The sequence below is a fragment of the Aquamicrobium sp. LC103 genome, assembly GCF_001014615.2.
Taxonomy (GTDB): domain Bacteria; phylum Pseudomonadota; class Alphaproteobacteria; order Rhizobiales; family Rhizobiaceae; genus LBCQ02.
The window spans coordinates 38,022-57,789 of sequence record NZ_LBCQ02000015.1 but is presented as its reverse complement, the minus strand read 5'-3'; the positions used below and the strand labels follow the sequence as shown (position 1 = coordinate 57,789).

Here is a 19,768-nt window from a genome sequence, read left to right as displayed (position 1 = left end):
TCAGTGTCAGTTGGATGATGCGGGCGCCCAGACGATCGCGTCGCTTGGCATGGAGAGTTGCAGCCGGTCTCCGGGATTGCCCTCGACCCGATCGACGGTGTCGAGCCTCAGCGTTTCTTCCCCGACCCGGACGCTGACCTCTGTCCGGCTACCTAGGAATTCCTTTTGCAGGATGCGTCCCGACACGACCTGGGTATCCTGCGGCGTGGCTTGGCGCAGGCTCTCCGGCCTTATGATCAGATCGACTATCTGGCCCTTGGCCGGCTTGTCTTCGGGGCGCCGGCGTGCGTTCAGCTTCAGGTCTTGTCCAAGGCCCGATACTTCCACGAGAATCTCCGTCTCCGCCACATCGAGGACGATGCCCAGCACGACGTTGGCTTGGCCGATGAATTCCGCAACGAACCGGCTTGCCGGGTAGCGATAGAGGCCTTCTGGCGTCTCGGCCTGCGCGATCTGCCCCTTGTCCATGACCAGGATCCGATCCGACATAGACAGGGCCTCGGCGCAGTCGTGGGTAACATAAAGGGTGGTGGTGCCGAGCTCGCGCTGGATGCGCATGATTTCGCAGCGCATCCGGTTGCGCAATACGGAATCGAGATTGCTAAGCGGCTCGTCGAGGAGCAAAATTCGCGGCTGAGTGGCCAGCGCGCGGGCCAGCGCCACGCGCTGTTGCTGGCCGCCGCTGAGACCGGTCGCCATCCGGTCGGAAAAGGCGGTCAGGCCGACGAGATCGAGCATGTCCGTCACCTGCTTGCGGATTACCTCGCGCGGCAAGCCTTTCATCTTCAGCCCGTAGGCGACATTGTCCGCTACCGTCATGTGAGGCCAGATCGCATAGGACTGGAAGACCATGTTGATCTCGCGATGCTCCGGCCGGATGTGCAGGTCGGCGGTCGCAACCGGAATCTCGCCAATTCGGATTTCGCCCGCATCGATCTGATGGAGCCCGGCGACGCTGCGCAAGGTTGTGCTCTTACCGCAACCGCTGGGGCCGAGCAGTGTCAGGAATTTCGATGGCGGTATCGAAAAGCTGATGCCGTCGACCGCCGTCAGGCCGCGATAGCTGGCGACAAGCTTGCGGACGTCGAGACCGGCCGCCTTGGTTCCAAGTGGCATATTCATGGGGGCAATCTCCTCTCGTCAGACCGGGCTTTTGGATGCTTTGACGCCGAAGAAGACGCGAGCAGCCACGATCACGATGATCATCAGCAGGGTTTGGACGACACCGACAACGGAGGCCGCGGCCATGTTGCCGTCCGACGTGTAGTTCCAGGACAAGACGGAAAGCAGGATCGAATTGGGCGAATACAGCAGGATGGCGGTGTTCACCTCGCGGACGCAGAATACGAAAATCATCACCATTGCCGCGTAGACGGAAGGACGTAGCAGCGGCGCCACGATGGTGCGCAGCACCGTTCCCCTGGATGCCCCGTTAATGCTCGCCGCTTCTTCCAGCGACCGGTCGATCTGCGTCACCCCGTTGCTGACGATGCGGATCGCGTGGGTGATGTAGTTGGCGACAAGCCCTAGCGCGATCAGCCAGATCGTGGCGTAGAGCGGGGTGTAGATGTAGACGACGAATATCCCCGAGGCGAAGACGATGGCGCTGATCGCTATGGGGATCGAAGCGAGGTAGTTTGCAACCTCCGATCCCTTCAGTCTCAGCCGATCGTTGGCATAGACAAGCACCAGCGCGAAGAACACGCAGACGATCGGCACGATGATGCTGATGATCAAGGTGTTGACCGTCGCCAGCTGCACGCTGGTTGCCTGCAGCACCATGTTCAGCGTGTCGAGGTTGAACTCGGTCGTTGCGAGCGAACCGGTGCGGAATTTTGCGAACACCATGAAGAGCAAAGCCCCGTAAGGAAGAATGACCGTCACGAAGGTGTAGAACGCGAACACGACGAGGATGAGCGGCATGACCGCGCCGGCGTCGATCTGCCTGGTCGCGAAGCCGCGGCCGGAAACGGTGACGAAGCGTTGGCTCTCCCGCATCGAGCGTCGATAGAAATAGAACGCCACGACGCTGATGATGATGAGCATCGTACCGATCGCGGTGGCACGACTGAAATCCTGCGGGAAGCCGTGGACCGATTCATAGATATGGACCGACAGTGGCACGAAGTCTGTTCGCGCACCGAGGATAGCCGAGACCGAGAATTCACCGCTCGACAATATCGAGATGAACAGGATCGAGGAGAGCGTGGAGGAGCGCAGCAGCGGCAGAAGAATGTTGAAGGCTGTGCGCGGCACGCTGCCGCCTGCAACATAGGAGGCCTCTTCGAGATTGGCATCCGTGTTGCGCAGCGTGCTGGAAATGAAAAGGTAGCCGTAGGGAATGTAGTGGGCCGCTTTGACGAAGGCTATGCCGGTCACGGACATGATGTTGATGCGCATCCAGTCCGGCCCGCCCGCCATGTCGATGAACTCGTTGATGAGGCCGGAATTGGGAGCGCCGAGCGAAACCCAGGCAATCACGCCGATCAACGGCGACATGAAGAGCGGCATGAGAACCAGCATCTCGAGCAGCCCAGGCGCGGGAAGGCGGAACCGCGTCACCAGCCACGCGAGCAGCCCGCCGATCGCGGTCGCGGCAATGCCCACGGCGACCGACATCCAGATGGTTTGCCAGAGCGACCTCATGATACGCGGGGAGGTGTAGACGGCCACGAGCGTATCGATCGAAAATCCGGAAGCGAGATCGAAAGGATCGTTTAAAACCGAGCTCAAGCCGATGAAGAGCAAGGGCAGGCCGATGATTGCGATCAGCGAGCCGATGACGAAAATTCCGAAGGCGACTTCCATCAGGGTCTGGAAGCGGCGCTCCTTGAACAGGCCTGACGTCGGAAGGTTGATTGCTGCGGAAGCGGATTTCATTGAAGTCATCTCGATCCTCGTGGATCCGGTTCAGCCGGCGTCGGCTCGGCGGGAAATCACGGCATCGGTCAGCTCGCGCGCCAGCCCCAGATGGTTCTCCGGTTTCACCAGAGCAAGCAGTTCCTCGCGGGTAAGGGCCGCGGTCACGTCTTCCCGCTCCAGAAGCAATTCGAGGAGCGGCCGCTTTTGTTCAGATGCGGCACGTGCAACCTCCACCATGACGTCATGGGCCTGGGTTCGGCCCATCTGGGCGGCGAGCCCGAACATGACGGCCTCGGAGACGATGCCACCGCCGGTGATCTGCAAGTTCTCCAACATCTTGTCCGGGAAGATCTGGAGCCCTGCGAGGATGGTCTCGGTGTACTGTAGGGAGCCGTCGAAGGTGATGAGGCATTGCGGGATCAGCAACCACTCGCCCGAGACCGATGCAAGGTCGCGTTCGTGGCATCCGACCATGAGACCCTGCATCACCGGCACCATGCCGCGCACGATGCGGCAGCCTGCGACTGAGCGCTCGCACAAGATCGGGTTGTGCTTTTGCGGCATGGTGGAAGAGCCCACCTGACGTTTGCGGCGCGGTTCGTGCAGTTCGCCGATGTCGTTCCCCGACAGCCGGCCGACTTCCAGACAGATCTTTTCCAGGGTGGCCGCGATCATGCCGATGGTCGAGACGAGCTCGGTCAGGCGATCCCGCGATCCGTGCCAGGCGATATCCGGCTCAGCGAGGCCTAACCGCTTGCAGAACGCCGCCCGCACCCTGAGGCCGTCGGCCCCCAGCGAGGCGAGGGTTCCTCCCGCCCCGTGGAGTTCGGCGACCGAGATGAGCTCGCGGCAATGGCGGATCCTTGCCTCGTGGCGTGCCAGTTCGTCGATCCAGAGCGCGAACTTGAAACCCAGCGTTATGGGAACGGCATGCTGCCAATGCGTGCGTCCCGCCATGGGATGATGGCCTGACGATTCTACATGGCCAGCGAGGATCGTGATCAGGCGTTGAAGCGAGGGTTCAACGATGTCGAGAGCGTTGCGAAGCTGCAGCACCATGCCGGTATCGGTGATGTCCTGCGTCGTGGCTCCCCAGTGAACGTAGCGGCCGGCGTCGCCGGAAGCCGCAGTCAGCGCGTTGATCGCCGGCATCAAGAAATGCCGGCCGGTGCGCACCTCCTCTCCTATCCGTTCCACATCGAATTCATCCGACCTGGTTGCGTGCCGGATGCGTGAGGCGGCCTCCCGGGGGATCAGGCCGACGTCCGCCTCTGCCTCGGCCAGGCTCGCCCAGACCTCGAACCAGCCCTGAAGCAGCTGGCGGGTATCGAAGACATGGCGCATGCGCTCGCTGCCGAACACGTTGCGGAGGATTTGACAGTCGAGCGAAGTGCCCATGAGACGCGACCTTTCGATTGTCCGACCGCCTCGAAGAGGTCGGGATCATGGAACCTGGGAGTGTGGAAACGGCCTATTGCCCGTAGACTTCGGCCCAACGTGCATAGAAGGAGCGAAGCTCCTCATCCCGAAAGCGCTCGTCTGACTGCCACTCGACGTAGAGCGTGCTTGCGGGTCGATACCAGTCGAACCGGCTTACCTTGCGCCGGTCTTCCCAACCCTCGATGACCACATCGCCTTCGGTGATCTCCGCGAGCGAGTTCTGCGCCTCCAGGCTGGTGGCCCATTCTGTGAAGAGCCGTGCCGCGTGGGGGTTTGGGGCGTTCTCTGCAACAGAGGTATAGAAGATCGACGCCGCCGCCGTATCCGGCGCCTGGAAGGCTATCGGCGCTCCATTGACCGCCTGTGCGGCGAAAAGGGAGGTATAGGCGTCGGTCGTCGCCCAGTAGTCGCCGGCGATCACGCCATCCAGCACGACGGGTGAGGTGCGGATGATGGCGGGATCCTGCGCCGCCAGCTTTTCCAGATATTCCCAGCCATACTGGTCCTCGAGATTGTAGACGAGATTGGCGCTCGTTGCGAGCTGGGGACCACCGGCCGTCACGTCGACGACGGCGATCTTGCCCTTCAAGCGAGGATCGAGAAGCGCTGCCAACGGATCTTCGAACAGAGCCTTTTGCAGGTCTTCGGGAACGACGCGAGTGTTCCAGCCGACCGTCGAGACGGTCAGGAAGAGCGGGTAGGCGATCGCGTCCTTGCGCATGTTCTCAGGGAACAGAGCCGCGTTCTGAGGCGTGTAGCTGGCGATATAACCTGCTTCCTCTCCCGTTTCGATCACCGTCAGATCGCTGAGGGCGACGATGTCGGCCTGATTGCGCCCGGAACGCTGCTCCTGGACGAAGCGCTGAAAGATCGTATTGGTCGGACCGCGATAGTACTGGACGTCGATGCCGTATTGTTGCTCGAAATCCCGTACCCATACCTCGAACTTGTCCTGGCTCGGCGCACCGTAAACGAGAAGGTTGCCTTCCGCCTTTGCCAGTTCCGCGAGGGCTTCGATGCCGCCGGCCTGTTCTAGGTTGGCCGGAATTTCCGACTGGGCGTGGACATGGCCTGCTGCGAGGGCCATCGGGGCGCCGGCGAGTACGAGGCGCAGATACTTCCTGATCATGATGTCTCCTCCATCCGAGCCGCAGCGTCACCAATCTCCTCCGGTAACGGTGCGGCAGTCTCCAGATGCTAAGCGGCATGCGTTTTGAGGGTCAAACCGCGGCAAATGGTGAAAAACAGCGGGGCTTGACACCCTTTCCGGGTTCTTCGGACTATTTCCGGTTTGTCTCGGTAGCCTTGAGTTGCTGCTGTCCCCACTGTCTTTCCATGGTCTGCCGCCGCCGCGCCACGACCGCCCTCAGCGCCTTGACGATCGCCGCCTTGTTGGCCCGGATGAAGGAGATCGGGCCACCCACGCCCAGACCCAGGGGAGGCTGGTGCGGTGGGGTGGCGAGCAACACCGCGATCATTGCCGCGCCCTTGGTCGCGGCTCCTTCCGAGTGGGCGTAGCCTTCGTCACGGAAGCGGGCGAGCCGCTCCATAATGTCTTGCTGTTTCACCCACTTATCGGGCTCGGCCTCTTCCGCGTTCAAGCGGCGGATAATGGGCGGGACGTCCTCGGGAGGCATTGCTGAAAGGAAAACCTGTCCCATCGCCGAACGCAGAAGGGGGCGCATGCTACCTGCGGTGATTTCGCTGTTCGGCGGGAAGGCGCTGGAGCGCTGGACATGGATGTATTGGACGGCCAGTCCGCTCAAGGCGCCCAGCACAACGGTTGCGCCGGTCTTGGCCTGCAAGCCGATCATCAGCCGCAGGATCGTTCCGTCCGAGATCATGCTGTCGTTGATCCATGCGCCCAGGAGAGCTGCCTTCAAGGTGGGAACAAACGTTCTACTTGAGTGATCGCAGCTTATGTAACCTTGTGCCTCAAGCGATCTAAGCAAAGCGAACGTACTGGATGGTGGACAAGAGATCATGTCCGCAATCTCTCCAAGCTTCATCGGCTTCTGAGTGAAAGAGAAACATTCAAATATTCTTATCGTACGGAATGACGATTTTACAAATATATCACTTACGTTCGCGTTCATTTGATAACTCCAGTAGAATTCCGAGGTATCATATCGTCTCGTTAGCCACCGAAACTGCCGCCGCCTCGATGTTATTTTCAGATATGTGAATAGCTAGGCCAAAACCTCTCTTTTCACATAGCTGAAATCTGCTGCGGCTCCCCTTTCCCGCTGCCCGGATTTCGGTTCTTCATGGCCGCGGCCTGCGAGCCAAACGGAATGTGGAGAAAGCACGATGAGGTTCGGAACGGCTTTTGTGGAAGGAGAGCACGCGCCTGTCATGTCGCTTGACGGCAACGACTGGTATCTGATGGCCGCCTGCTTGAAGGACATGCTAAACGGCGTTGATGAAAATCCAAGCCTTGCCGACTTCATCGCCTTCGGAGACGAATTGGTCGAGGCTTGCCGGGTGACCAGGACTAAGGGTTTCCCTTCAGCGGCGCGGATCGAAAGCCCCGATTTTCGTGCGCCGATACCGCGTCCTGGCAAAAACGTCTTTTGTGTAGGACGCAATTATGCCGACCACATCGCCGAAGACAACCGATCGCGTGATCTCAATACCGATCTGCCAAAATACCCGCAGTTCTTCACCAAGCCTGCCACGTCGGTCGTCGGACCAGGAGAGCCGATCCTGCTTCACGAGAAGGTCACGCGGCGCCTCGACTACGAAGTCGAACTCGCCGTGGTGATTGGCCGAGCCGGGCGCGACATCGCCCAGGACAGGGTGGAGGAGCACTTATTCGGCTACATGATTTGCAACGACGTGACCGCTCGCGACCTGCAGCGTCGCCATGATCAATGGTTCAAGGGCAAGGGCCTCGATGGAAGCTGCCCGATGGGGCCATGGATCGTTCACAAGAGCGCGCTGGGGGATGTTTCGAATCTTGCGATCCGCTTGAGCGTCAATGGCGAGAGCCGCCAGGACGCGCGTATCAAGGATATGATCTTTACGATCCCGGAACTCGTGGGGTCGCTCTCGGCGGGCCTGACTCTTGAGGCGGGCGACATTATCGCGACCGGGACACCATCCGGCGTGGGATATGCGATGGACCCACGTCAATATTTGCAGGCGGGCGATGTCGTTCGATGCGAAATCGAGGGTATCGGCGTGATCGAAAACACGGTCGCTCTTGCCACCCTCCAGTCACGGTAACGATCATGGACGACATTTTTGCTCCGCTTCGCGGATTGAAGGTCATCGAAATCGGGATTGCGATGGCTGGCCCGTTCTGCGGCCTGATGCTTGCCGACTATGGTGCCGACGTCATCAAGGTCGAACGGATCGGCAGCGGAGACGAAAGCCGGAACTGGGCGCCGTTCTTCAAGGGCAGGACATCGCACTATTTCGCTGCCGCCAATCGCAACAAGCGCAGTCTCGAGATCGACCTCAAATCGGATGAAGGCAGGCAAATCATCAGGAAGCTCGCCAGGGAATCCGATGTGGTGATCGACAATTTCCGGGTCGGCGCACTCGATCGAGCGGGGCTGGGTTACGACGAACTCAGCAAGATCAACCCGCGGCTCATCTACTGCGGCATCAGTGGGTTTGGACGCCAAGGACCTCGCGCTGGTGACCGGGCGAACGACATCTTCATGCAGGCCTTTGCAGGCAATATGAGTGTGACGGGGGAGGAGGGTCGTGGGCCCGTAAAGGCAGGTATTTCCGTGGCTGACATCGGCGGGGGCATGTTCGGCACCATCGGCATCTTGCTTGCGCTTGCCGCGCGCGAACGCACTGGGAAGGGGCAGCGGGTGGATACGTCGCTGATGGAGGGCCAGCTGGCCATGCTGTCCTACCATCTGACCTACTATTTCGCATCCGGCACCCCGCCGGTCCGGCGTGGCGCCGCAATGCAGCTTTCGCCCGCCTATCGTGCGTTTGAGGCGGCGGACGACTGGATCGTCGTGGGCGCCTTTACCGATCGGATGTGGGAAGGAGTCTGCCGGGCAACCGGGCGTACGGAATGGATCAACGATCCGCGCTTCAAGACCGGCACCGATCGCGCCAAGCACCGCCTCTTTCTCATCGACGAATTGAACGCCATCTTCCGAACCAAGATGGTTGCGGAGTGGGTGGATATCCTGAACGCTCAGGATGTGCCGTCGACACCGGTCCAGTCAATCGACCAGGTGGTGATCGACGAGCAGGTGCTGTCACGAGACATGGTCGTTAGCGTCGACCATCCCGTCAGCGGCGAGATCCGGATGGCCGGACTTCCCGTGAAACTGTCCGACACGCCGGGCGCGATCAGATTCGCAGCCCCTCTTCTGGGACAGCATTCGACCGAGATCCTGTCGGAACTCGGTTTCCACAGGGACCAAATCACGGACCTGATGGAGCGAGGGGTGGTGGGAGCCAGCCGTGCATGATCTGTAACGTAATGATGTTGCCGGACTAAGCCGACTCGCCTCAAAAGAGGATCGGCCGGCGGGCTTTTATCGGTTGAGGAGGCGGAATAGCGCGCGTCGGGCATCAGAAACGTCTGCCGCAGTCGTCCAGTTGTCACCTCACCTTGCCGTGCTTCATCAGGGTGACCGGTTTATCGTCCATGGGCTCCACGAACGGCCATTATTCTCGCTGCTGAAAGTTGGCGGGGGATTTTTTGCAATCAGGCCGGGGCTCTCAATAGAGAACGCTCCGATCCTTTGGATTGTAGCCGCGCAAGTCCGACCATGCACCACGTTGCACTTTGGTGACCCACTCCGGGTCGCTCAGCAGCGCGCGTCCCACCGCCATGAGGTCGAATTCGTCCCGCTCGATGCGGCGGACCAGCTGGTCGATCGGCGCGGCGGAAGATGTATTGCCTTTCAGCAATGAATCGATGAACTCTCCTGAAAGACCCACCGATCCCACCGAGATCGCCTTCTTACCGGTCAGCTTTTTGGCCCATCCGGCGAAGTTCAGTCCGTCTGGCCCGTCGACCTCGGGAAACTCCGCATCCCAGAACCTGCGCTGGGAGCAGTGAAAGAAGTCCGCGCCTGCGTCGGCAAGAGGACCAAGCCAAAGCTCCATCTCCCGCGGTGTGCGGGCCAGACGATAGCCGTAGTCCTGCTGCTTCCACTGGCTCAGGCGAATGATGATGGGGAAATCGGGCCCGACCGCGGCGCGCATCGCCTTTAGGATCTCGAGTGCGAACCGAGACCGCTCCGCGAGCGTCCTGCCGCCCCAGTCGTCGGTGCGAAGATTGGTGTCGGCCCAGAAAAACTGATCGATCAGGTAGCCATGTGCGGCATGCACCTCGACAATGTCGAAGCCGAGACGCTTGGCATCTGCGGCGCCTGCCGCATATGCCGCGATCGTGGCCTCGATGTCTGTTTCGCTCATGGCCACGCCACGATGGATCCCAGGCGATACGAGACCTGACGGACTCTCCACCGGCTCGGGCGTGTCCCAGTCGAGCTTGCGGAAAGAGCCGGTGTGCCAAAGTTGCGGGCCCATCTTTCCACCGGCGGCATGCACGGCGGCTATAATGCCTTGCCAACCTTCCAGCGCTTGCGGCCCGTGGAAAAACGGAATGCCTGGATTGTTTCGAGAGGCCGGCCGCGCGATGGCTGTACCTTCCGAAAGGATGAGGCCCACATCGTTCCGGGCCCGGCGACGGTAGTAGGCGGCGTTGGCGGAGCCCGGTATCCCGTCGATCGCCATGTAGCGCGACATCGGCGCCATCACGATGCGGTTCTTGAGTTGGAGCCCCTTGAAGGTGAAGGGGCGGAAAAGCGCGTCCATGGTTCAATAGCCTCCCGTTTTAATCCGGCTACGACCGAACCCCTCCCGGTCGCCGGTACAATCAATCATCTTTCGCCCGCAGCCGCGGCGCCGTCGTCACGGGTTCGCGACTTGGGAACCAGGTTAGGGCAGGAATCCGCGTATGATCAGCTTCACGTAATTCGAGGCGATTGATTCAGCCGTCTCCGGTCCGTTGGGGCGCCACCACCTCGCCATCCAATTGAGGCAGGAAATGATGGCGCGAGCAGCCAGCTTGACGTCCAGTTCGCGAAATTCGCCGTTCTCGATCCCTTCCCGAATGATGCCCCGCAGCGTCTCTTCATAGCCGTCGCGCATGCGCTGGACCTTCGCCTTGGCATTGGGATCGGCGATCTCGTTGTAGCCAAGGGCGGCGGTGAAATAGAAGGGTGCGCTTTCCGAGATGTGCTGGGCATGAGCGCGGGCGAAGGCCTCGGCCTTGTCGCAGGCCGTCATGCGTCCTTGAACCTTTTCGTGCACCAAAGCCGTCAGCCGCGTGATCGAGGCAAGCACGATGGTGCTGTGGATCTCGGCCTTGTCGGAAAAGAAATGATAGATCGACGCCTTTTTGATCCCAACAGCGCTCGCGATGTCCTGGACCGAAGTGCCGTCATAGCCGTTGGCGGCAAACAGCTTGGCGGACTCGCGTAAAATCTCCGCCGCGCGGGGATTTCCCTCGCTCGATCCGCCGGTCGGCTCCCAGGCATTCGAAGGCGCGCTCACATCAGCCACAGCTCGTCTCAAACCACGAAATCCCGTCTCTTGCAACCTACCGATCGATAGATATCGACTTACAGATATGGTCAAGGCCTGTCAATAACTGCTCGCGGTTGGTTGGGATCGAAAAAAGCTACTAAAACAGTATGTTAGATACTATCCTTTGGAATTTTAGGCAGTTCACCTCCCGTTTCTTTGATATTTGAATCGCTTTCCGCCGATATGGACAATGCCGCAAGTTTCAAGGATAGAATCGGAAAAATGTGATATTAATACATAAAATCAATTAGATATATGGAAATCGAATTTTTTTACCTACCGATTGATCGGTAGGTAGCGTTGTGTTAGGGATGGCTCATCTTGGAGGAGGCAGGGTGTGAGCATCGAATTCGACGAGGAATCGGTTCCCGATTATGGCGCGCTACTGCGGCTGGACGGTCGGATCGTTGCCGTCATCGGCGCAGGTCGCGGAATCGGACGGCAAACCTGTCATGCCCTTGCGCAGGCGGGTGCCAATGTGGCCTGCATCGACATCGATATACATGTTGCGCAAAAGGTTGCTGACGAAGTCGGGGGCTGCGCCCTCAGCGCCGATGTTCGGCAAGAAGCCGAAGTCGAAGCCGTCTTCGACGCTGTAATCGAACATCTCGGCAGGCTGGATGCCGTCGTGGACATCGTCGGTGCTTCGCACGGCAGGCCGCTTCCTGAAATCGACGCCCCATTCCTGGAGCGCACCTTCGAGTTGAACCTATTTCAGGCGATTCATGTCACTCGTGTCGCCGCCGATCGCATGGCGCGCACGGGTGGCGGGGCGATCGTGCTGGTCGGTTCCTCCGCAGGCTTCGCGAGCCTGCCCAATCAAATCGCTTATGGATCCGCCAAGGCAGCTCTCCATCACTTTGTGCGGGGGGCTGCCTCTGAGCTTGGCCATCGCGGTATCCGCGTTAATGCCATCGCACCGGGTTATGTCCGCACCGAGCGCATGCTGGCGCGTTTTGCGCCTGAGCAGTGGTACGAGGTTGAGACCAACACGCCAATGCAGCGCGCTGGTGCCACCCCCGATATCGCAGGTGTTGCGCTGTTTCTGGTTCAGGATCTGTCCTCTTACCTCAGCGGGCAGGTGATCTTGGCCGATGGCGGAATGCTCAATCCGCCGCGGGTGATGAGGACATCCTCGGCGCGGCAGATCGCGGGAATGCTTTGCAACGATTGATCGAATTCCGCTGCAGGCCGGCAGACGAGATCGCTGGTTCTGCGGCATCCAAGCTGGGAGGAGCTGCAATGAGACTGACGTCGGGTTTGAAGACGGGGCTGGCGCTGACCGCCATCTTGATGGCGTCGACGGCGCAGGTTGCCGCCGAAGATCGCACCGCGCCGATTCGCATCGGCGTGCTAACCGACATGACCGGCCTTTACAATCAAGTCGTTGGCGAAGGTTCGGTTATCGCCGTCAACATGGCGATCGAGGACTTTGGTGGGAAGGTGCGTGGCCTGCCGATCGAGGTGCTTTCGGCAGATACGCAAAACAAGGTCGACGTGACGACAGGCGTTGCGCGGGAGTGGATCGAGACGCAGGGCGTCGATCTGTTCATCGACGTGCCGATATCGTCGGGTACGCTGGCCGTCAACAAGATGGTGAAAGACCACGACCGACTGCTTTTCTCGAATGCCGGTACCGGTGACCTGGGAGGTAGGGAATGCAATGGTCACAGCGTTCAGTGGAACTGGGACAATTACAGCATGGCCGCCGCGTTGACGAATGCGCTGCTCGCCGAGGGCTCGAAGAACTGGTTCTATCTTACCGCCGACTATACGTTTGGCCATGACCTTGAAGGCATCAGCGCCAACATCGTCAAGGAGAGCGGTGGCACGGTTGTCAAGGCGATCCGTATGCCGCTCGGTGCGGCCGACCAATCGGCTGCCGCTTTGGAAGTCGGCGGATCCGATGCCGATGTTATCGGCCTCGCCAATGGTGGCACCGATACCCAGAACTCGATCAAGCAACTCGCCGAATTCGGTGTCAGCGAGGCAAGCGGCAAGAAGATCGCTGCTTTCGTGCTGTCGCAGAACGACATCGATGGTGCAGGGCTCGATCTCGCCGGTGGCCTGTATGTCCCGATGCCCTTTTATTGGGACATGAACGAAGCCACGCGTGAATGGTCAAAGCGCTTTATGGAGCGCTCGGGCGGCCGTCCGCCGAGTTACCAGCAGGCGGGCGTCTACTCCTCGGTGACTCATTATCTGAAGTCGCTGGAGAACGCTTCGTCAAGCGATGGAGCCGACGTTATTGCCACGATGCGTGCCACGCCGATTGACGACAAGGTGCTGGGCAAAGGTGAATTGCGCGCCGATGGTCGTACAACCTTCCCGATGTACCTCTTCCAGGTGAAGACGCCTGAAGAGAGCACGGCCCGCTGGGATTACCTGAAACTGATCCGTGAGGTGCCAGCTGAACAAGTTCTGCGGGCGCCCGGCACCAGCGAATGCTCGCTCCTCACCTCGAACTAGATGGGTTGGCGGGCGACACCAAGTGTCCGGCGCGCCGTTCAGGACTGGAATTCATTGATCAGGATCACGGAAATGGTGCCCCGGCAGCGGACACATCCCCGAACGCTTTGGGGCTATCTGGATAACCACCGGCAACATGAGCCGGCGCGCACCGCGCTGGTCCATTCAGGCGGGCGGATGAGTTATGAGACGCTTTGTGCCGACGCCGAGGCGCTCGCCTGCGGACTAATCGATCTCGGCGCGCGTCCCGGCGACACGATCAGCTACCAGATGCCGAACTGGGCCGAGACGGTTCTGATCGTCCTGGCAACGCTGCGGATCGGTGCGATCTGCAACCCGATCATCACGATCTACCGCAGCAAGGAAGTCGGCTTCCTGCTGAAGGATGCGCGCTCGCGCTTCGTATTCATGCCCGAGGTCTATCGTGGTTTCACTTTCGCCGAGATGATGGCGCCGCTGGCTCGGGCCGTCGATGCACGGATGATCGTCTGTCGTGGCAGCCATCCTGATGCGATCGACTTCGAGGCGCTTCTGTCTCGCGGCCGCGAACTGCTGGCCGGGGGCGGTGCCTCGGCCTTCATGGAAGCCGATCCCGCGAAGGATGCGCTCTATCTCTACACCTCGGGGACCGAGGGCCAGCCCAAGGGCGTACGCCACTCACAGACGACACTGCTGAGCGAGGCACGTTCGGTTGCAAGGGCAACCCAGCTTGGGGCCGACGACACCTTGTTCATGGGCTCGCCGCTGACGCACATTACCGGGTTCGCCTATGCTTGCGTCGCCGGTCCGATGCTCGGCGTAAAGGTCTGTCTGCTCGACATATGGGACATCCATGAAGCCGCGGAGCTGATTTCGCGGGAGCAATGCGTGTGGACCGTGGGCGCGACACCGTTCCTACAGGGACTGCTTGAAGACGCCGCGCTTGCCGAGAAGATCCGACCCTTGCGGATATTCCGCTGTGGTGGCGCCGACGTGCCGCCGAACGTGATCCGCAAGGCGCAGCAACGCGGCATCCGCGCGATGCGCACCTATGGCTGCAGCGAACACCCCACCATCTCCGGCGGCGTGCATGACGATCCCGCCAAGGCCGCTACCACCGATGGCAGGGTTCATCCCCAAAACAGGGTCCGCATTGTCGATTTGGGCGATGAAACGAGGGTGCTCGGCCCCGGCGAGATCGGCGAGATCCAGTCGCAGGGCGACGAGGTTTTTCTCGGCTATGTCGACAGCCGCCTCGACAGGTACGCCTTCACGCCCGACGGCTGGCTCCGGACCGGAGACCTCGGTCATTTGGATGCGGACAACTATGTCACGGTCGTCGGGCGCAAGAAGGACATCATCATCCGCAAGGGGGAAAACATCAGTGCCAAGGAGGTCGAGGACCTCATCGTCGAGATTGTGCAGGTCCGCCAATGCGCCGTCATCGGGGTTCCGGACGCGGAACGAGGCGAGATGATGGTGGCCGTTTGTGTCCTGGAGCCGGGCGCCTCTCTCTCACTTCCCGAAATCCGCGAGCACCTGAACGCCGCGGGCATCGCTCGCCAAAAATACCCCGAACGGCTGGAGATCGTCGATGCGATGCCGATGAATGCCGCCGGTAAGATCCGCAAGATCGACCTGCGCGCCAGGTTCTCCACGCCCACATCTCCACAATATCAACCCCATGAGAGCTGACCAGATGGACTTGTTCAAGTTGACCCACCACCGGATCGAAATCGCAGATCTGGTCGCAACGGTCACGATCTCCAATCCGCCCGTCAACGCGCAGAACGATCTGACCCAGGAAGAACTGATCTTCGCGATGGACTGCCTGTCCGACCGCGACGACGTGCGCGTGGTCATTCTCACCGGAGAGGGTCGTGCCTTCTGCGCAGGCGTCGATATCAAGGCGCGCGCCGGCAAGGTCTGGGGCGAGGGAACGCGCAGGCGCAATCAGCGCAGCGCCCGAGAGAGCTATCATTCGGTGCGCGAGTGCACCAAGCCGGTGATCGGCGCTATCAACGGCCCCGCGCTCGGGGCCGGGCTTGCGATTGTCGCGTCGTGCGACGTCCTGATCGCGTCGGAGGCGGCGGTCATCGGCCTGCCGGAAGTCACGGTCGGGCTGATGGGTGGATGCCGCCACGCCATGCAGCTGTTCGGCCGCTCCAGGGTAAGACGCATGATGCTGACCGGCGACCGGATGGACGGGGCCGAACTTTACCGTCTGGGCGTGGTGGAAGCCTGTGTGCCGGCAGACGAATTGATATCCACGGCGCGCGCGATGGCATTGCGCATCGCAGGCTTCAGTCCGCTGGCGACCCAACTGGCCAAGCAGTCGCTGAACAATATCGAGCAGCTCAGCCTGCGTGACGGCTATCGCTATGAGCAGGAGATGACGATCCAGCTCGGCCGCAGCGAAGACACCAAGGAGGCGATGCTCGCATTCAGCGAAAAGCGGGCTCCCGTCTTCACCGGCCGTTGAAGCATCTCATGACAGACCGAGACAAAATGGACATCACATTCACTCCACAGCAGCAGGCCTATCGCGAGCAGGTCCGCTCGTGGCTTGCAGAAAACCTGCCCAGCAATTGGACGCAGGGCGGCCTGTGGCCCGCGCAGTCGGAAGAAGCCGAACAGGAATTGCTGATCGACTGGGAGCGCCGCCTTTATGCGGCCGGCTATTCGGGGATCGCCTGGCCGAAGGATTATGGCGGACAGGGGCGCGATCATGTCGACGACCTGATCGTCAACGAGGAACTGGGTGCTGCCTCCGCACCCGAAAGCATCAACACGATCGGCCGCGAACTCGTTGCGCCGATCATCCTCAGCGTCGGCACCGAGGAGCAGAAGCGCCACTACGTGCCGCGCATCCTGCGCATGGACGACACATGGTGCCAGGGCTTTTCCGAGCCGAATGCAGGCTCCGATCTCGCTTCGATCAAGACGAGAGCCCGGCGCAGCGGCGACAAATGGATCATAAACGGCCAGAAGATCTGGACCAGCTATGCCCATTTCGCCAATCACTGCATCCTGCTCGCGCGAACCAACATGGACGTCTCGCCATATCGCGGCATGTCGCTGTTCATCGTGAAGATGGAGACGCCGGGCATCGAGGTGCGGCCGATCCGGCACATGAACGGCCTGCGTCACTTCAACGAGGTCTTCTTCACCGATGTCGAGATCGACGACGGGATGCTGATCGGTCCGCTCGATACGGGCTGGAAGGTCGCGGTGGAGGTGCTGGGCTTCGAGCGCGCGACGACCCGGCTCTACCGTCAGGCACGCTTCACCGAGGAACTGCGCGCGCTGGTGGACTACGCCCTTGATGCCGACGACGTCGGCGATGCGCTTCGCGCCGAGATCGGCGGCATCGTCGCCGAGCTATCGATCATGCGCTATCACAATCTTCGCTTCATCAGCCGGCTTTCCTCCGGTGCGCGCATCGGCGAGGAAGCGAGCTTCCTTAAGCTGCTGTGGAGCAACCTGCACCAGAAGATCGCCCGGCTCGCGCTGGAGCTTCTCGGCCCGGAGTTCGACGCGCTCTCACCGATCGCCGAACGGTTCCGGCGGATCTATTTCACGTCACGTGGCGAGACCATCTACGCCGGAAGCTCGCAGATCCAGCGCAACATCCTCGCGGAGCGTGTCCTAGGGCTGCCGCGCGGCGAACGGAGGGTCGGCCAATGAATTTTCAGCAATCGCTCGAGCAGGACATGTTGCGCTCGTCGGTGGCCGCGACCTTCGATCGCGATGCCGCTGGGCGCGGCGATACCGCTCTGGCGGAACTCGGGATCTTCGGGTTGCTCGTCGCCGAAGCAAACGGCGGCTTGGGTCTCGGGCTTGCTGAAGCCGTCGTTGTGTTGCAGGAGGCCGGGCGCGCCGGTCTAGCAGGGACGCTGGCCGAAACGCTGCTGCTTGCCGATACCATTGCAACGGCCGTGCCGGAACAATGCGAGGCTGTGCTCGCCGGCGGTGCGCGCGTGGTGGCGCCACTGTCCGGTACTTTGACACGGGCGAATGGCCGGTTGCGCGGCAAGGTGACGATCCAGCATCCGCGCGCCGGGGACTGGATTGTCGTCGGCGTCGATGACGATGCGGAGATCGTCTTACTGCCGGCCAGCCGTTTCGAGCTTGCCGGACGCGCTCGCATCGAGGCCGAAGCCGATGCCTGCGAGGTCAATGTCGATGTGCCGGTGGCGGATGCGCGGCTCGTGCGTCTCCAGGGTTTCGCCGACCGGCTTGCGATCCTGCGTTGCGCGGAACTCCTTGGTGCTGCCGAACACTGCTTCACGCTGTCGGTCGGCTACATGAACGAACGCACCCAATTCGGCCAGGCCATCGGCGCCAACCAGGCACTGAAGCACATCGCCGCCGACACCTATCTGTCGCTGGAGAATCTCAGAGTCGCGGTCGAGTACGCGGCCGCGGCAAGCGATGCCGCGGATCGCGAGGACGAAGAGGCGCTTTGCGCAGCCGCTGTAAAGGCGGTGCAGGTGATGCTTGCCTACGTGCCCAACACGGCGCGGGAGATCGCCGAAACTGCCATTCACCTGCATGGCGGCATCGGTCTCACCTGGGAATATCCGCTCAACGTCTACGTCCGGCGCATCGTCCGACTGGGCACGGCGCTGGGCACGGCATCGGCGCACAGGCTCGCACTCTATGACGGTTTCAGCCGCTCGTCGAAGGTCGGCGGTAAGGCGACGCCATCATCCCATCTTCCACGCAACGGGGCTCATCATGACAGCGCTCTATGAGATGACCGACCCAGCCGCCGCGCTGTTTTTCCATCACGAAGCGTCCGAGGTGATCTTCTCCGACGGGCGATGGAACGAAGGCCCGGCTTATTTTCCCGCATGGCGCAGCTTGATCTGGTCAGACATTCCCAACGACCGGCTGATGCGCTTCGACGAGATCACCGGAACGGTCAGTGTCTTCCGCTCGCCTTCTTGCAACGCCAACGGCAATACGACGGACCGCCGGGGCCGGCTTGTCACCTGCGAGCATGGTTCCCGCAGGCTGACGCGCACCGAACATGACGGCAGCATCCATGTCCTTGCCGAACGCCATGGCGAGGGGCGGCTGAACAGCCCCAATGACGTAATCGTCAAGTCTGACGGTTCGATCTGGTTCTCCGACCCGCATTACGGCATCAACACCGACTATTTCGGCAATCGCGCCCCGAGCGAGCAGGATGGCGCCTATGTCTACCGGCTCGACCCGGCGACAGGCCAGCTTGCCGCCGTCATCACGACGATGGTGCAGCCGAACGGGCTCGCCTTCTCGCCGGACGAGCGCAGCCTTTTCGTCGTGGACACCGCCCGCACCATGGGTCCCGATCATCCGTGCCACATTCGCCGGTTCGACGTGTCGGCCGATGGCGGGCTGACGGATCGCGGCGTGGTGGTCGAGGCCTCGGCCGGTCTGTTCGACGGAATCAGGCTGGATGATGCCGGCCGGATATGGGCGGGCGCCGGCGACGGCGTGCACTGTTATTCGCCGGATGGACGGCTGCTTGGCAAGATCCTGACCGGGAGCGCGGTGATCAATCTGTGTTTCGGCGGCTCCAAGCGCAACATCCTCTATATGTGTGCGCCCAAGACGGTTCTGCGTGTTCCCGTCCGGGTGCGGGGCATCGACCTCTTCGCAACCACCGAGGGTGCAGCATGAGCGATGACCGCAAGGATCTGTCCGCGCCATCACCCGCGGACCGCCTGGCCGGAAGGGCGGTGCTGATCACGGGGGCGGCACAGGGGATCGGCCGCGCCATCGCCCGCCTCTTTGCTGCCGAGGGCGCGCGGCTCGCGTTGGTCGATGTCCAGGCGGCCGAGCTCGGCGAGGTTGCCGGCGAAACAGGGGCGATTGCGCTGGAATGCGATCTGCGCGATACAGACCGGATCGGTCACATCGTTGATGAAGCCGCGCAACGGTTGGGTCATCTGGACGGTTTGATCAACGCCGCCGGCATCCACGCAGCTGGTTCGGTCTCGGAGACGACCCCGACCCGCTGGCGCGAGGTAATGGCGGTCAATCTCGACGCACCATTCTTTCTGTGCCGCGCCGCCGAACCGCATTTGCGCGCCGTGGCGGGCTCCACCATCGTCAACCTGTCCTCCGGGACAGGCCTGTCGCCCTTCCCGCAACGTTCGGCTTACGCCACGTCCAAGGGCGCGCTGATCACGCTCGGCAAGGTGCTGGCCATGGAATTTGCGCCGGCGATCCGCGTCAACACGATCTGCCCGGGACTGATCGATACGCCGATGACCGCCGCGCTTCCCAATCACAACGATCTGCAGAACACGCTGCAACGCTATGCGCTGCGTCGACTGGGACGGGACGAGGAGGTGGCGCAGGCCGCCCTTTTCCTGACCTCGACCGCGTCCTCCTTCATCACCGGCACGACGATGGCGGTCGATGGGGGACGGACCTACCACTAGCGGCC

At 61.3% G+C, this 19,768-nt stretch carries 17 protein-coding genes; 10 read left to right on the top strand and 7 right to left on the bottom strand.

The annotated features are described in order from the left end of the window. Positions 1–6: 6 nt before the first annotated feature. The 5 genes from XW59_RS25260 to XW59_RS25240 all read right to left on the bottom strand — a co-directional run bounded on the left by XW59_RS25260 (position 7) and on the right by XW59_RS25240 (position 6,398). On the bottom strand, positions 7–1,122 hold the full coding sequence (locus XW59_RS25260; protein WP_047148675.1) for an ABC transporter ATP-binding protein: 1,116 nt from the start codon (positions 1,120–1,122) through the stop codon (positions 7–9). An 18-nt stretch (positions 1,123–1,140) separates the two neighbouring features. After that, the gene (locus XW59_RS25255; protein WP_047148674.1) at positions 1,141–2,880 is read right to left on the bottom strand and encodes an iron ABC transporter permease; all 1,740 of its coding nucleotides are present in this window, start codon (positions 2,878–2,880) and stop codon (positions 1,141–1,143) included. Between the two features lie 30 nt (positions 2,881–2,910). Next, positions 2,911–4,260 (bottom strand): adenylosuccinate lyase, encoded by a 1,350-nt coding sequence (gene purB / locus XW59_RS25250; RefSeq protein ID WP_047148673.1) that lies wholly within the window; start codon positions 4,258–4,260, stop codon positions 2,911–2,913. Between the two features lie 73 nt (positions 4,261–4,333). Beyond that, positions 4,334–5,431 carry an extracellular solute-binding protein gene (locus XW59_RS25245; RefSeq protein ID WP_047148672.1) on the bottom strand — a complete coding sequence of 366 codons (1,098 nt, stop codon included), beginning with the start codon at positions 5,429–5,431 and terminating at the stop codon, positions 4,334–4,336. A gap of 151 nt (positions 5,432–5,582) precedes the next feature. Beyond that, complete coding sequence (locus tag XW59_RS25240; RefSeq protein ID WP_082137830.1) at positions 5,583–6,398, bottom strand: IclR family transcriptional regulator C-terminal domain-containing protein; 816 nt, start codon at positions 6,396–6,398, stop codon at positions 5,583–5,585. 214 nt (positions 6,399–6,612) lie between these two features. Between XW59_RS25240 and XW59_RS25235 the strand changes: the two genes are divergently transcribed. Both XW59_RS25235 and XW59_RS25230 read left to right on the top strand, forming a co-directional pair. Beyond that, on the top strand, positions 6,613–7,530 hold the full coding sequence (locus XW59_RS25235; protein ID WP_137327101.1) for a fumarylacetoacetate hydrolase family protein: 918 nt from the start codon (positions 6,613–6,615) through the stop codon (positions 7,528–7,530). 5 nt (positions 7,531–7,535) lie between these two features. Further along, a complete protein-coding gene (locus XW59_RS25230) occupies positions 7,536–8,747 on the top strand; it encodes a CoA transferase (protein ID WP_047148669.1) in 1,212 nt (403 codons plus the stop codon). 253 nt (positions 8,748–9,000) lie between these two features. Here XW59_RS25230 and XW59_RS25225 read toward each other — a convergent pair whose 3' ends face one another. Both XW59_RS25225 and XW59_RS25220 read right to left on the bottom strand, forming a co-directional pair. Next, positions 9,001–10,104, bottom strand: a complete 1,104-nt coding sequence (locus XW59_RS25225; protein WP_047148668.1) for an NADH:flavin oxidoreductase — start codon at positions 10,102–10,104, stop codon at positions 9,001–9,003. A gap of 123 nt (positions 10,105–10,227) precedes the next feature. After that, on the bottom strand, positions 10,228–10,845 hold the full coding sequence (locus XW59_RS25220; protein ID WP_170990219.1) for a TetR/AcrR family transcriptional regulator: 618 nt from the start codon (positions 10,843–10,845) through the stop codon (positions 10,228–10,230). A 370-nt stretch (positions 10,846–11,215) separates the two neighbouring features. On the opposite strand from XW59_RS25220, the gene XW59_RS25215 reads away from it, so the two are divergent. The 8 genes from XW59_RS25215 (at position 11,216) to XW59_RS25180 (ending at position 19,763) form a co-directional block, all read left to right on the top strand. Continuing rightward, entirely contained in the window at positions 11,216–12,052 is an 837-nt protein-coding gene (locus XW59_RS25215) for an SDR family oxidoreductase (protein WP_082137827.1), read from the top strand. A gap of 68 nt (positions 12,053–12,120) precedes the next feature. Next, the gene (locus XW59_RS25210; RefSeq protein WP_047148667.1) at positions 12,121–13,347 is read left to right on the top strand and encodes an ABC transporter substrate-binding protein; all 1,227 of its coding nucleotides are present in this window, start codon (positions 12,121–12,123) and stop codon (positions 13,345–13,347) included. Further along, positions 13,348–15,021 carry an AMP-binding protein gene (locus XW59_RS25205; protein ID WP_082137826.1) on the top strand — a complete coding sequence of 558 codons (1,674 nt, stop codon included), beginning with the start codon at positions 13,348–13,350 and terminating at the stop codon, positions 15,019–15,021. It begins immediately after the preceding gene. A gap of 4 nt (positions 15,022–15,025) precedes the next feature. Further along, positions 15,026–15,808 (top strand): enoyl-CoA hydratase/isomerase family protein, encoded by a 783-nt coding sequence (locus XW59_RS25200; RefSeq protein WP_047148666.1) that lies wholly within the window; start codon positions 15,026–15,028, stop codon positions 15,806–15,808. 26 nt (positions 15,809–15,834) lie between these two features. Further along, positions 15,835–17,013: an acyl-CoA dehydrogenase family protein gene (locus tag XW59_RS25195; RefSeq protein ID WP_047148665.1), complete on the top strand. Its 1,179-nt coding sequence runs from the start codon at positions 15,835–15,837 to the stop codon at positions 17,011–17,013. Continuing rightward, a complete protein-coding gene (locus tag XW59_RS25190; RefSeq protein ID WP_047148664.1) occupies positions 17,010–18,083 on the top strand; it encodes an acyl-CoA dehydrogenase family protein in 1,074 nt (357 codons plus the stop codon). The genes XW59_RS25195 and XW59_RS25190 overlap by 4 nt, the downstream gene beginning before the upstream one ends. After that, the gene (locus XW59_RS25185; protein ID WP_052958524.1) at positions 18,067–18,996 is read left to right on the top strand and encodes an SMP-30/gluconolactonase/LRE family protein; all 930 of its coding nucleotides are present in this window, start codon (positions 18,067–18,069) and stop codon (positions 18,994–18,996) included. The genes XW59_RS25190 and XW59_RS25185 overlap by 17 nt, the downstream gene beginning before the upstream one ends. Beyond that, on the top strand, positions 18,993–19,763 hold the full coding sequence (locus XW59_RS25180; protein WP_047148663.1) for an SDR family oxidoreductase: 771 nt from the start codon (positions 18,993–18,995) through the stop codon (positions 19,761–19,763). The genes XW59_RS25185 and XW59_RS25180 overlap by 4 nt, the downstream gene beginning before the upstream one ends. Positions 19,764–19,768 lie beyond the last annotated feature (5 nt).

What these genes read in the sequence shown, in the direction of transcription:
- XW59_RS25200 (WP_047148666.1), top strand. Translation starts at nt 15,026, where the DNA reads ATGGACTTGTTCAAGTTGACCCACCACCGGATCGAAATCGCAGATCTG.
- XW59_RS25210 (WP_047148667.1), top strand. Translation starts at nt 12,121, where the DNA reads ATGAGACTGACGTCGGGTTTGAAGACGGGGCTGGCGCTGACCGCCATC.
- XW59_RS25240 (WP_082137830.1), bottom strand. Translation starts at nt 6,398, where the DNA reads ATGAACGCGAACGTAAGTGATATATTTGTAAAATCGTCATTCCGTACG.
- XW59_RS25195 (WP_047148665.1), top strand. Translation starts at nt 15,835, where the DNA reads ATGGACATCACATTCACTCCACAGCAGCAGGCCTATCGCGAGCAGGTC.
- XW59_RS25235 (WP_137327101.1), top strand. Translation starts at nt 6,613, where the DNA reads ATGAGGTTCGGAACGGCTTTTGTGGAAGGAGAGCACGCGCCTGTCATG.
- XW59_RS25205 (WP_082137826.1), top strand. Translation starts at nt 13,348, where the DNA reads ATGGGTTGGCGGGCGACACCAAGTGTCCGGCGCGCCGTTCAGGACTGG.
- XW59_RS25185 (WP_052958524.1), top strand. Translation starts at nt 18,067, where the DNA reads ATGACAGCGCTCTATGAGATGACCGACCCAGCCGCCGCGCTGTTTTTC.
- XW59_RS25255 (WP_047148674.1), bottom strand. Translation starts at nt 2,880, where the DNA reads ATGAAATCCGCTTCCGCAGCAATCAACCTTCCGACGTCAGGCCTGTTC.
- XW59_RS25245 (WP_047148672.1), bottom strand. Translation starts at nt 5,431, where the DNA reads ATGATCAGGAAGTATCTGCGCCTCGTACTCGCCGGCGCCCCGATGGCC.
- XW59_RS25180 (WP_047148663.1), top strand. Translation starts at nt 18,993, where the DNA reads ATGAGCGATGACCGCAAGGATCTGTCCGCGCCATCACCCGCGGACCGC.
- XW59_RS25225 (WP_047148668.1), bottom strand. Translation starts at nt 10,104, where the DNA reads ATGGACGCGCTTTTCCGCCCCTTCACCTTCAAGGGGCTCCAACTCAAG.
- XW59_RS25190 (WP_047148664.1), top strand. Translation starts at nt 17,010, where the DNA reads ATGAATTTTCAGCAATCGCTCGAGCAGGACATGTTGCGCTCGTCGGTG.
- XW59_RS25230 (WP_047148669.1), top strand. Translation starts at nt 7,536, where the DNA reads ATGGACGACATTTTTGCTCCGCTTCGCGGATTGAAGGTCATCGAAATC.
- XW59_RS25260 (WP_047148675.1), bottom strand. Translation starts at nt 1,122, where the DNA reads ATGAATATGCCACTTGGAACCAAGGCGGCCGGTCTCGACGTCCGCAAG.
- purB (WP_047148673.1), bottom strand. Translation starts at nt 4,260, where the DNA reads ATGGGCACTTCGCTCGACTGTCAAATCCTCCGCAACGTGTTCGGCAGC.